The sequence below is a fragment of the Clostridium sp. Marseille-Q7071 genome, assembly GCF_965112025.1.
On record NZ_CBCOPR010000001.1, the window covers coordinates 1,188,330 to 1,201,509 of the forward strand.

The following is a 13,180-nucleotide window of genomic DNA, read 5'->3' on the forward strand; positions in this document are numbered from 1 at the left end:
AATGAGGGAAAAGAAAAAACTTTAGAGATAATGGCGATAGTTAGCCCATATATATACACAACAAGAAGATACTCAACAGGGGGATATGGTATATATTTACCTGACAATACTTTCAAAGAATTAATAACGAATCCTAAAATAATAGAAATTGATATTTATAGTGAAAACATAGAGGAGCTACAAATTAAAAAGAACCTTAAGAAAATTATATCAAACTATGATAATTTACTATTAAAGTCTAAGGAAGATTTTATATATGAATTAAAGACCATGATTAATACAATATCAACTATAGGATTTACTTTAAGCGGCATAATTGCCATTATTGGAATACTGAACTTTGTTAATACCACAATTACAGGTATAATTGCACGACGACAAGAGTTTGCTATGCTTGAAGCAGTTGGAATGACTAAAAAACAATTAAAGAAAATGATTACTTTTGAAGGGTTATATTATGGGTTAATAACAATTTTTATATCTTCTACTTTGGGAAGCTTAATAGTTAATTTCTTAATAAATCTATTAGGTGAGTCCTTTGGAATTGAAAGTTATAAGTTTGATATAATTCCGCTGATTTTATCTGCATTAATAGTCGGGGTAATATCATTAGTAATTCCAAGATTATCTTATAAAAGTATAAGCAAGTCAACTGTAATTGAAAGGCTTCGTGAAATTGAATAGAATTTTAAATTATTGAGAATTAGGAAGGTACGGATTAAATAATAGAAGTTAAAAAATAAATATTAAATTAGAGTTGAGCCTTGAATATGTCTCAGCTCTTTTTTATTTAGAGTTGTTTTTATAAAAAGTATAGATTGTAATGATAAATGTTTTATATTAATTTGTAAAGTATGAGTTAATGTAGCATTAGTCTATTATAAATTTGTTTTAATTTATATGTTAATAGATTATAATAGATGATTAATAGTATTACATTATATAAGTTATAAGGGGGGATTTTGATTATGTATTTAGTAAGTTCCTGTTTAGCGGGAGTGAACTGTAGATATAATGGAAGTAACAGTGAAAATAAATTCATATTATAGCTAGTTAAAGAAGGAAAAGCTATAGCCTTATGTCCGGAACAGCTAGCTAAATTACCAACACCAAGACCAAGTTGTGAAATTATTATAGATGAAAGTGGTAATAAGAAAGTAGTTAGTAAAGATGGACAAGATTTTACTAAAGAATTTACTGAAGGTGCAGAAAAGACTTTGGCTATTGCAAAAATTACAGGAATTAAGAAAGCAATATTACAGTCTAAAAGCCCTTCTTGTGGATATGGATTTATATATGATGGAAACTTTTCAGGTAAATTAACAAAAGGAAATGGATTAACTGCAGAGATATTAATTAATAATGGAATTAAAGTATATACAGAAGATGATTTAAATCAATTATAATTATATTAATATTTAAAAAGGAGGATAAGAATGAATAATATTATAAAGGATATTGATATTAAACATAGTATACCATCTATAGAAGAATATTTAAATCTTAGAAAAATATCAGGACTAGGTGAAAAAAGTATAGAAGCTGCAGAAAAAGGATTAAAAAATTCATTATATTCTGTAATCATATATCATAAAGATTTACTTATTGGAATGGGAAGGGTAATTGGTGACGGAGGTTGTTTTTTTCAAGTTGTTGATATAGCGGTTACCCCTACTTTTCAAGGTAACGGTATTGGAAAAATAATAATGAGGGAAATAATGAATTATTTAGAGACATCAGTACCTAAGGGAGGATATGTAAGTCTTATTGCTGATGACCCTGCAAATAACTTATATGAAAAATTTGGATTCAAATATACATATCCACGTTCATATGGTATGTATATATACTATTAAGAAATACTTAAAATAAATCTTTATTATTAATTTTTTATGTAATAAAATCATAGGACGAATTACAAGAAAAGATAGAAGAGATTTTTCTATTATTGAAGGGAAATTTATATTTACATAGAAATTATAAATTAAGAATAGTTATCTTTTAGTAACTATTCTTGAATGTTTTATAGTTATCTGTTAGGGTATATATAGGTATAGAGATTCACTAATATTATGATTAAAAGCTAACTATAGTATTTTTTGTAATTATTAGTAAGTATAATTTAAGGGAGGATTATCATGGGGGTTTTTGCAAATGAAATAAACTTTGATAGTTTAATAACTAATTTAGGAAATTGTTGTTTAAAGAAAGATAGCTGTACAAGCTGTATTAAAGAAAAATGCTTAATAGGATATTCAGAAGAAAGTGTTAAAAAGTGCTTAAAAAATAATGTTCCTTATGTTGAAAATGGATATGAAAATATTCCATTAGCTGATACTAAAGTATATGATCATGATAATTTAATTATTGCTATAGCTGATATTCTTAAACAGTGTAAAAGCTGTAGAGAAAATCATTATGATAATTGTATAATAAATGTTATAAGAAGTTGTTATGAAGTAGCTCTTGTTGGGGAAACTCAAAAATATAAAGGAAGTACATTAATTTATTTAAGTGATATAAAATATCTTAATGAAGATATAGGAAATAAAATACTTGACAAATATAATTTAATTAAATCATATAAATAATTAATAAACATATTCAAAAATAACTAGCCAGTATACTAGTGTATTTTTCATCATACTGCGTCGTTTCAAATTATTATGGAGATATATTCTTTCTGTTTGATGCAAAATATACTTTGTGTCTTTGACTAGTTGTTTTCTTTTATATGCCAAATTAAAAGTTATCTTTTATTAAATTAAACCGTAATAAAAATAATTCAATAGAGCATGATTTCAGTTTACAATTAGATATAAATATTGGAGGTAATATTATAAAATGATATCTTCTGAAATTTTAAACCGTAAAGGTGCAACAAAGGCAGAAAGAGTACCAAAGGAGATTATAGAACTACTTAATAGTGGAGAAATCGAAACTGTAAACCTAACTGAATGACTTCAAGTTGATCAAGTTTTTTTGTTGAAAAATATATTAAAAGAAATGAATAAAGAAAGCTATTTAGAATTAATTTTAACAGATATTATAAATTCTAAAAAGCAATCAACAGTGGCCTTAATTGGGATTATAGGAAGAAGAATGTCTCAATTATCACATGAAGATAATCAATGGGAAGAGAATTTGCAAATTCTTTCTAATCATAAATCTGATACTGTAAGGTGTTGGGCTGCATATTTTAGTATTAATAATAAAACTACCTTTGAGGGAAATTTAGAAAAGATTAAATTTTTTGCAGCAGATCACCATTTTGGAGTTAGAGAAATTGCATGGATGGCAATAAGAGCAGAAATTGATAAGAATCTAGAAAAAAGTATAGAAATACTTTCTAATTTGACAAAAGATAGTGATGAAAATATTAGACGTTTTGCATCAGAAGCTACAAGGCCTAGAGGAGTATGGTGTAAACATATTGAAATATTAAAAGCTAATCCAACACTAGGGCTTCCAATTTTAGAACCACTTAAGTCAGATGGTTCAAAATATGTGCAAGACAGCGTATCAAATTGGTTAAATGATGCAAGTAAAACACAGTCTAATTGGGTAATTGAAATATGTAATCAATGGAAAGAAGAAAGTCCTATAAAACATACTGAAAGGATTATAAAACGAGGTTTACGTTCAATAAATAAAGAATAAAATGAGGGAATATTGTTAAAATTTTCTTGTGCAATTAAAAGTAGTGTATAGGCTCAATTTAAATTAAAAAGTATTATATTTTAAGCGGCTAATTTTAAGTTTTTTACTGTTATAAAAATATATAATTTATAAATATAAGCTTTGGCATTTATAATCATAAAGATGCTTTGAAACAATATCAGAGCATCCTTATAATATTTTATTGAAAACAAAATTTCAATAGCTTTAAAGCTTTTCTTAAATGTATAATTACTCTCTATATTTAACTCTTTCTAGGATAATTATTGTATCTTGTATATTAGGCTTTGTAATATTAGATGTATGTGTATATATATTTTCACCCAATTCATTTGAAATGATAGAACTAATCTCCCAACCTTCTTTTCCGTGAGAATTAAGTTCGTATTCAAGGTAATTAAAATCTAATGAACCATCATCCTTATCCCTAAAGTTTATCACTTTATATTCCTTATATTCTTTACTTTTTTTAATATTATTTTCTAATTGTATTTTTAAATTAATAATTGGAATCAATGAAGACAATTCTTCCATAGGGTACTTTGATAAATCTAAATCAGGTTTTAATACTTTCCTATTCTTATGATCGGATTCCTCTAGTAATACCAAATCGGTAAACTTTCCTGTTCTTTCATATATCTCGTAAGATTCGTTTGTATATCTTTTACCAAAGAGTTTAACTGAAATATCATCTAAAGCCTCTGTAGATTCTACTTCTGTTTCGCAATTAAAATAACCAATATTCTTAAGTAACTCCTCTAATTCAGCTATTAACTTATTAACCATTTTTTCCTCCAGTATCTCATTATATTTTTATGTTGTTTGTATTATAATTTATTCTTTATAAAAACTATTTCTCCTTTTATTTATGCGTTTTAAAGAAGTTTCTAAAAAAAGTATATATACTTAGTGAAATAATATAATATTTAAAAAAATAATAAATAAAAATAACTGAGAATTTTAAAAATATGGTAAAATTTATAGTAAATAGTCAAAATATGAACTTCTATTTTAATAGATAAAGCAGAAGTTTAAATTGTGAGGGGCAATATATATTTAAGAATTGATTTAGAAAAGGTACTTATAGATATATGAAAAGATGCATTAGATATTGATAGAGTTGGTGTATATGAGAGTTCTTTCAACTAGGGGGCATTCTTTAAAGAGTATGCTCACTATAGGTTAAGTAGAGAAAAAATGAACAAGTATATATTTGTAGAAGATATACTTAATAATATAATAATAAGGAAAGTGAGTTGTATTATTGGATCAAGTTATGGGTTACATTAAACTAGTGGACAGGTTGCTGAGAGGTAAGCAGATGAAATTAAAACTCTTTAATTAAAAATGTTTTTAAATTTTAATACTTACTTAGCTAAGGAGCTGTTCTAGATATAGCATAAAATAATAATAAAGGGGAGATTAGGGTGAAAAAATTAAATCCTATATTTAAATTAGGAATATTAGCTATACTTTTAACTTATTTTACTACCTGCTTTAGTGTTTATGGTAAAGAATATAATTTAGGAGATACAGAAAAATTTATAAGCAAATTAAATGATGAAATGCCTAAATTGATGAGTAAATATAATATTCCAGGAGCTTCAATTGGAATAGTAGAAGAAGGAAAAATTCAAGGAATTTATAATTATGGCATGGCAAATAAGAAAGATAAAGTGATGGTAGATGATAACACAGTATTTCAAGTTGCATCTATTTCAAAAAGTATAACATCTTGGGGAATAATGAAATTAGTTGAAGAGGGTAAAATTGATTTAGATATGCCAGTTGAAAAATATCTTACAAGATGGAAGCTGCCGGAATCTGAATATAACACTGATAAAATTACAGTTAGAACATTGTTAAGTCATACTTCAGGTCTATCTGGTGTTAATTATGCAGGTTATTCTCCAAAAGAAAAGCTACCTACAATTGAGGAATCACTTTCAGGAGAAAACTATAGCAAGAATAAAGTAGAGATTATAAAAGAAGCAGGAGAACAATTTAAATATTCTGGTGGAGGATATACTATTCTTCAATTGATAGTTGAAGAGGTTACAGGAATGACTTTTGAAGATTATATGAAAAGAGAGATAATTGATAAATTAAAATTAAATAATAGTTCTTTTGCATTAGATAAAAGTATAGAAAAGAATCTTTCAAGCAGCTATGGTGTTTTAGGCAATGAAATTCCTGGATATATGTATACGGAAAAAGCTGCAGCAGGTTTATTTATAACTACAACTGATTTATGTAAGTTTATGATTGCAAATTTAGAAGGATACAATGAGAGTACTAATTCTAGAACACTAATAAGTAAAGAAAGCATTAATTTAATACATACTCCAGTAAAAAACAATTATGGACTAGGATATGTAACAAAAGAATTGGAAAATGGATATAAGACTATAGGACATGGTGGTTCAAATAGAGGATGGCGTTCCAATTTTACAATAATACCGGAGAAAAATAGTGGAATTGTAATTCTAACTAATAGTGATAATGGAACTAATTTACTTATAAATATAATGAGTTATTGGGAAAAGTACAGTATGGGAGAATCTATTGAAAACTATAAACCTGAGAATGGTTTTGTAAAAATTATTAAGTATGTATCTATTGGACTATTTTTCGTATTGTCATTATACATGTTATCCATAATAGTTAAGATAAGAAAGGGTAAAAGAGTATTTATTTCAAAAGTTCAATATAAATCTCTTTTAAGTAAGGTTATAAGGATTATAATTCCTGTATTAATTGGAATAATTTGGTGGGTGATTTTTTATGGACAAGTAGTAATTAAGTTGACTATAGCACCAATGTTACCATATGAATGTAAGTGGATTACGTGGGCAGTGATAACTTGGTGTATATTATTTGCCATATCTGGGATATTTCCAAAAGAAAAAGTTCACCATAAAATATACAATAACCATAAGTATAACTAAACTGATGATAACTATATTTTAAGATGTTTGGAGGAAATAAATTTGAAGGAGTTTGAGAATAAGCTAAAAGAATACTTATCAAAAAATAATATAGATGGAGAACAGTATATTTTTGAAGAGACTTGTCATTCTGTTGAAGAAGCGGCTACAGCAGCTAATGCATCTACAGAAGATTTTGTAAAAAATATATGTATGATTGATAGTAACGGAAAACTTATTGTAGCTATAGTTAAGGGTGAGCATAGAGCAAGTACATCAAGAGTAGCGAAAGCATTAAATATCGAAATCCCAAGAACTGCAACGCCAGAAGAAATACTTGAAAGTACTGGATATCCTTGTGGAGGAGTACCTTCATTTGGATATGAGGCAATATTTTTAATTGATCCTAAAGTTATGGAAAGAGAGTTCGTTTATACAGGTGGAGGATCACCTTATTCCTTAACGAAGATTTCAACTAAATTACTACAACAAACAAATAATGGTCAAATTATTAGGGTAAGAAAATAAATTATTATTGAAGATATAAAATAAACTATGAGATTAAAGGGGAAATGTGAAATGTTTGTAGATGCAAAAATAGAAACTAATAGATTACTTATAAGACCTTATTCTTTAGAAGATGCAGAAAGAATTTTTCAAATTGTGGGAGAGAAGAATTTTTATAAATATATTCCCGAAGATGTACCATCACTAGATGAGGTAAAGGATATTATTAAATGGTCTATAGATTGTTGTAAAAAGAATACGCCAGATAAGATATATAAGTTCAATTTAGCTATAATTCATAAGGATGATAATAAAGTTATAGGGTATTGTGGACTAGGTCCTGACGATTTAGATTTGCAAGAAGTTGAACTTTATTATGGATTGTCTAATGAATATAGAAGCCAAGGGTTAACATCAGAAGCTGCCTATGCACTTGTTGAGTATGGTTTTAAAGTTATTAAGCTGAAAAAAATTATTGGGCTAGTAGATGCTGAAAATATACATTCAATTAAATTGGTTGAAAAATTAGGTATGAAATATCATTTTAAGATTAAGGATTTACCTGAAAATCTATCTTATTTTGAAAATCTTTCTTATTATTCAATACTAAGAGAAGAATTTATTAAATAAATTCTTTTACATACTATATTGCTAAGGTAAAAGCAATTATATTGTATTAGTTGCCAAGTATTTTTATATTAAGTATAAAAAATAGAATATACAAAAAGCATTGTAAGACTTTAATAAATATATAAATCTTGCAATGCTTTTTATTTTATATTCATTTAAAGTGAAAAAAAATTTAATTTAAAGTATTAACCAATTCCTCCATATATCGCACCTAAAACAATAACTATTATTGATACAAATACAAAAACATATTTAGCTAAAGGTATAAACCAATTACCTAAAGGTCTTCTTGCTCCCATATTAATTTCTTTTAAAGCATTATCCATTCCATATATCCAAAAGAAAGCTATGGCTGAAATTACTGTACCAAAAGGAGCTATATAAATAGTAATTATATCAGAAAAATTATTAAATAGTTCTATATTGAAAGCTAGTGGTATAGCAGCTAAAAATGAAATTACTCCAATAAATAGTACGCTTTTTCTTCTACTCCATTTTGTTTTATACATAAAAGCTTCTGAAGTTGCTTCCATCATATTTATAGTTGAAGATACAGCTGCAAATACAATACTACCAAAGAAAATAGCTCCAAATAAATGTCCACCAGGCATTGATTTAAAGATAGTTGGAACTGTTATAAATAATAAAGTAGGACCTGACGCTGGATCTAGCCCAAAAGCAAAAGCTGCTGGAATTATTATAAAAGCTGCTAACATAGCTGATAAACTATCATAAAAAGCTGTATTTATTGCAGAGGAAGGTATATCAACATCTTTTTTTATGTAACTACCATATACCACCATACCAGCTCCATTTAAAGATACAGTAAAGAATGCTTGGCCAAGAGCCATAACCCAAGTGGTAGGATTTAATAAATAAGACCATTTAGGAATCAATAAATATTGTATTCCTTCTGATGCTCCAGGAAGGGTTACAGATCTAATAAGTAATATTACAAATATAATAAATAGTGCAGGCATCATAACTTTATTTGCTTTTTCAATTCCTTTACTGACTCCATAGGCTACAACAATAGTTGTTATCAGCAAAGCTAAAGCAAGCCAGAAAATAGTTTCATTGCTTCCTAAAAAACTATCTAAGTAATTTGAAACATCTATATTTTTAAAATTGCTAGTTGTGCTTATTGAAAAATATTTTAGAACCCATCCAACTACTACATTATAAAATAAAAATATTCCCCAAACACCTAAAGTGGGTATTAGAGATATGATAGATGAACCGAATATATTCTTTTCATCTAAGATTTCTTTTATACCACCTAAGGAACCTTTTCCTTTTGATCTTCCTAAAGCGAATTCTCCCATAAGCCCTGTAGTTCCTAATATAAATACAAATATAAAATAGGGTATAAGAAAAGCGGCTCCCCCATACTGACCTAATCTCCACGAAAACATCCATATGTTTCCGAGTCCAACTGCTGAACCTATACAGGAAAGTATAAATCCAAATTTACTTGAAAAATTTTCTCTTTCTTTCATTTTAACTCCTCCTTATTAATTTTCTATATAAAAAAATCACATAGATATTTTATCTACGTGGTTTAAATTCTTAACAAAATAAAACCACGCAGAGCTCTACGTGGTTTTATTGCACAATTATATAACCATCATAGACGCAAACTGTATTTTAAAAAATACTTTACCAGTTTGCATCTATGAATTTTTTTCATTTCAGCAAACCTTATCTATAATAGCTATAATAATATTCATTTGTATTTATCATTTTTATAGTAATCATAATAAGTTGCCCCTCACATTGAATATTTTAATAGATTATACTATAAATATTTAAATAATTCAATAAAAAATCTTTAGTTAATTACTATTTTATTTATATAACCTATGACTATAGGGTTCCACAACGAAAATTTAAATTATGCATGATTTTAATTTCCATAACAAAAATTCTTTTCTATGAATGAAAAATTAAGGATGAAAGATGAAGAATTATGGTTAAAACTCCACGGTCAAAGCCTTTGGAGTTTTTTAAAATAAATTTTATTTTAAGAAATTCATCTTTAGTGAATTTTTTCCTAAATCCTTCATTCTTCATTATTAATCCTTAATTTCTAAGGGATTAATCTGTTTTTATAGAAAATTTATTTTCTAGAGTGCATATTAAGTTTTCGCATTGTATCCCTATATAGATGGGATTCCAATTATAAACAATATTTAAATGTAAATTATAAGGTGTCATAGTATAATGATATAAACGAGGATTTATTCATAAGTAGGTATGTTAAACCAAAGAATAGATAATATGAAAGGGGAATTAATATGATGGAACAAGTATATAAAAATGTTTATAGGAATGAAATACCATTGCCTAATAATCCATTAAGAGCTATAAATAGCTATATTATATTGTCAGAGGATAGAAATTTAATAATAGATAGTGGATTTGATACAGAAGAATGTAGACAAGCATTTATGAATGGTATAGAGGAACTTGGTTTAGATTTAAATAAGACAGATCTTTTAGTAACTCATTTGCATGCTGACCATTCAGGACTTGCTGCTGTTTTAAGTAAACAAGGTTTTAGGGTATATTCAGGAGAAACAGATGGTCATATGATAAATAAGATGGCTACGGCAGAATATTGGAATACTTTTAATGACTATAAAAAACTATTTTCTCTTACTCAAGATAATATAAATTTTGATGATCATCCTGGATATAAATTTTCTCCAAAGGAGCCAGTAGATTTTATATTATTGCATGAAAATGATGAAATAAATATAGGAGAATTTTCTTTTAAAGTAGTTAATATTCCAGGACATACACCAGGTCATATAGGACTTTATGAAGAGGAACACAAATTGTTTTTCTGTGGAGACCATATATTAGGAAAGATAACTCCTAATATAGCATTTTGGGGATTTGAATATGGTGATATGTTGGAAGTATATTTAAAAAATTTAAGGAAAATATATGATTATGATATAAATTATTTATTTCCTGCTCATAGATTTATAATAAAAGATCATAAAACAAGAATAAATGAATTAATTAGCCATCATGAAAGCCGTCTTGATGAGGTTATGAATATAATAAAAGAAGAAAAGAAAACAGTTAGAGATACTGCAGCATCTATGCATTGGGAATTGCGATATGATAAGTGGGAAGATTTCCCTAATCCTCAAAAGTGGTTTGCTTCAGGAGAGGCTATGTCACATTTAGAACATCTTTTATATATGGGAAAAGTTGAAAGAACAGAAGAAAATGGAGTTTTATACTATAAGCTTAAGTAGAATAAAAACCTATTATCTTTAAAGATAGTAGGTTTTTATGATCTAAACTTATCATAGTATTGAATGATTAAATTTTAAGTTTTCATAATTTCTTTAAAATACATACACTGAAAATTAACTTATAAAGAGTATAATGTATCTAATATATGTAATAAAATTACAATTATTGAAATTTTATTCAAATGGAGGGGTATCATGCTAAAATCAAGAAAAAAAATTGTTATTATCTGCATAACTGCTAGTATGATGATGAATTCAACGATTAATACTTTTGCAATAGTTAATAAAAGTGGTGTAAATGTAAATGAAAAACAATCAATAATGTATTCTGAGTCTAAGAACAATACAATAAAGCCTCAAGGTGAAAAGAAGATTGATGACAAATATAAATGGAATTTGGAGGATATTTATAAAGATGTACAAGCGTGGGAAAAGGATATTGAGAAAGTAAGAAAAGAATATTTCCCTAAATATAAAGAATACGAAGGTAAGTTAAAAGATCCTAATAAGCTGCTTGAATTCTTGAAAATGGATGAAGAAGCATCAATTGTTTTAAGTAAAATATATTGGTATGCTGGTTTTAGAGGAGACTTAAATCAAGGAGACAATGAGGCAACAGAGCTGATTTCTAAAGCAGATAGTATTGTTGCAGAATATGATCAACTGGTAACCTTTTTTACACCTGAATTGTTATCACAAGATGAAGCTTCATTAAAAAGTCTTATAGCAAATCCAAAATTAAAAAATTATGCTCATTTTATAGAATCTTTAATAAGGCAAAAAGAACATGCCCTTTCAAAAGAAGAGGAAGATATATTAGCAAATGCATCAGAATTTGTAGGTAGTCCACAAGAGATTTTTAATAAATTGAGAATGGCAGATATGAGAAAAGCAATTATAAAAGATAAAAATGGAAAAGACATAGAATTAACTTCAGGAGTATATTCAAATATACTTGATGGAAAAGATAGAGATTTAAGAAAGAAAGCATTTGAAGCTAATGGTAAAGTAACAGAAGAACTTCAAAATACTTTTGCTTCTATTTATTTAGCTTCTGTAAAAAAGGATATTTTCTTAGCTAAATCTAGAAAATATAACTCCACTCTCGAAGCATCTCTTGCTAAGGATAATATTCCAAGAGAAGTTTATGATAATTTAATTACAGCAGTTAATAACAATATGGGACCACTTCATAAATATGTAGAATTAAAAAGAAAAATTACAAATCTTGATAAGATACATGCATATGATTTATATGTTCCACTAGTTGATAATTATAAATTAACAATACCTTATGAAAATGCTAAAAAGATGGTTTTAGAAGGATTAAAGCCACTTGGAGAAGAATATTTATCTATAGTTAAGACAGGTTTTGATAATAGATGGTTAGATGTTTATGAATCAAAAGGTAAGAGAACAGGTGGGTATAATCTAGGACTATATGGTGTACACCCATTTATACTTCTAAATTATACTGACTCTTTAGATGACATGTTAACAGTAGGACATGAAATGGGGCATGCGGTAAACTCTGTTTATGCAGGAAAAGCCCAATCATATATGAACGCACATACACCTATATTTAATGCGGAAGTAGCTTCAACAACTAATGAATTGATGATAATTAAAAATTTAATAAAAAATGCTAAGAATGATGATGAAAAGCTATATTTATTAAATCAATTAATTGAAAATATAAAAGGTACAGTATATACTCAAGTAATGTTTGCGGAATTTGAAAAAACAGTACATGAAAAATTAGAAGCAGGCGAGCCATTATCAGCTAAATCTCTAAGGCAAATATATGGAGATTTAGTAAAAAAATACTATGGTGATAGCTTTGCTCCAGATGAGCTAGGAACTTTAGGATGGGCAAAAATAACTCATTTCTATAACAATTTCTATGTTTATAAATATGCTACTTCTATGGCAGCTTCTAATGAAATTGTTAAAAATATACTTGATGGAAAAGATAAGAATGCAGTTAATAAGTACTTAGAATTTTTAAAGACTGGATCTTCAGAATATCCTGTCGATGCACTAAAGAAAGCGGGAGTTGATCCAACAAAAACAACTTCAATAGATAATTTATTAGCTGAGTTTGGACAGTATGTAGACGAAATGGAAACTATCCTTAAAAAGCAAGGAAAAATAAAATAATTAAGA

11 protein-coding genes and 1 pseudogene are annotated in these 13,180 nt (G+C 27.1%); 10 read left to right on the forward strand and 2 right to left on the reverse strand.

The window, feature by feature from the left end; all coding sequences use genetic code 11:
- Positions 1-30 precede the first annotated feature (30 nt).
- From ACWPW7_RS05670 to ACWPW7_RS05690, 5 genes and pseudogenes are all read left to right on the forward strand, one after another.
- The gene (locus tag ACWPW7_RS05670; RefSeq protein WP_454052699.1) at positions 31-684 is read left to right on the forward strand and encodes an ABC transporter permease; all 654 of its coding nucleotides are present in this window, start codon (positions 31-33) and stop codon (positions 682-684) included.
- Positions 685-968: 284 nt separating this feature from the next.
- Positions 969-1,406: pseudogene (locus ACWPW7_RS05675) on the forward strand (DUF523 domain-containing protein).
- 30 nt (positions 1,407-1,436) lie between these two features.
- Positions 1,437-1,856 carry a GNAT family N-acetyltransferase gene (locus tag ACWPW7_RS05680; RefSeq protein ID WP_454052700.1) on the forward strand — a complete coding sequence of 140 codons (420 nt, stop codon included), beginning with the start codon at positions 1,437-1,439 and terminating at the stop codon, positions 1,854-1,856.
- Between the two features lie 282 nt (positions 1,857-2,138).
- A complete protein-coding gene (locus ACWPW7_RS05685; RefSeq protein ID WP_454052701.1) occupies positions 2,139-2,591 on the forward strand; it encodes a hypothetical protein in 453 nt (150 codons plus the stop codon).
- A 415-nt stretch (positions 2,592-3,006) separates the two neighbouring features.
- Positions 3,007-3,660: a hypothetical protein gene (locus ACWPW7_RS05690; RefSeq protein ID WP_454052702.1), complete on the forward strand. Its 654-nt coding sequence runs from the start codon at positions 3,007-3,009 to the stop codon at positions 3,658-3,660.
- Between the two features lie 249 nt (positions 3,661-3,909).
- On the opposite strand, the gene ACWPW7_RS05695 is transcribed toward ACWPW7_RS05690, so the two are convergent.
- Positions 3,910-4,464 (reverse strand): DUF4177 domain-containing protein, encoded by a 555-nt coding sequence (locus tag ACWPW7_RS05695; RefSeq protein ID WP_454052703.1) that lies wholly within the window; start codon positions 4,462-4,464, stop codon positions 3,910-3,912.
- A gap of 641 nt (positions 4,465-5,105) precedes the next feature.
- On the opposite strand from ACWPW7_RS05695, the gene ACWPW7_RS05700 reads away from it, so the two are divergent.
- Genes ACWPW7_RS05700 through ACWPW7_RS05710 form a run of 3 tightly spaced genes read left to right on the forward strand, consistent with a single transcriptional unit; the run spans position 5,106 to position 7,742 of the window.
- On the forward strand, positions 5,106-6,626 hold the full coding sequence (locus tag ACWPW7_RS05700; RefSeq protein ID WP_454052704.1) for a serine hydrolase domain-containing protein: 1,521 nt from the start codon (positions 5,106-5,108) through the stop codon (positions 6,624-6,626).
- A gap of 42 nt (positions 6,627-6,668) precedes the next feature.
- Positions 6,669-7,133: an aminoacyl-tRNA deacylase gene (locus tag ACWPW7_RS05705; protein ID WP_454052705.1), complete on the forward strand. Its 465-nt coding sequence runs from the start codon at positions 6,669-6,671 to the stop codon at positions 7,131-7,133.
- Positions 7,134-7,184: 51 nt separating this feature from the next.
- Complete coding sequence (locus ACWPW7_RS05710) at positions 7,185-7,742, forward strand: GNAT family N-acetyltransferase (RefSeq protein WP_454052706.1); 558 nt, start codon at positions 7,185-7,187, stop codon at positions 7,740-7,742.
- Positions 7,743-7,927: 185 nt separating this feature from the next.
- On the opposite strand, the gene ACWPW7_RS05715 is transcribed toward ACWPW7_RS05710, so the two are convergent.
- On the reverse strand, positions 7,928-9,241 hold the full coding sequence (locus ACWPW7_RS05715; RefSeq protein ID WP_454052707.1) for a sodium-dependent transporter: 1,314 nt from the start codon (positions 9,239-9,241) through the stop codon (positions 7,928-7,930).
- A 798-nt stretch (positions 9,242-10,039) separates the two neighbouring features.
- Between ACWPW7_RS05715 and ACWPW7_RS05720 the strand changes: the two genes are divergently transcribed.
- Positions 10,040-11,014: an MBL fold metallo-hydrolase gene (locus tag ACWPW7_RS05720; RefSeq protein ID WP_454052708.1), complete on the forward strand. Its 975-nt coding sequence runs from the start codon at positions 10,040-10,042 to the stop codon at positions 11,012-11,014.
- A 195-nt stretch (positions 11,015-11,209) separates the two neighbouring features.
- Positions 11,210-13,174 carry an oligoendopeptidase F gene (gene pepF, locus ACWPW7_RS05725; protein WP_454052709.1) on the forward strand — a complete coding sequence of 655 codons (1,965 nt, stop codon included), beginning with the start codon at positions 11,210-11,212 and terminating at the stop codon, positions 13,172-13,174.
- Positions 13,175-13,180: the final 6 nt, after the last annotated feature.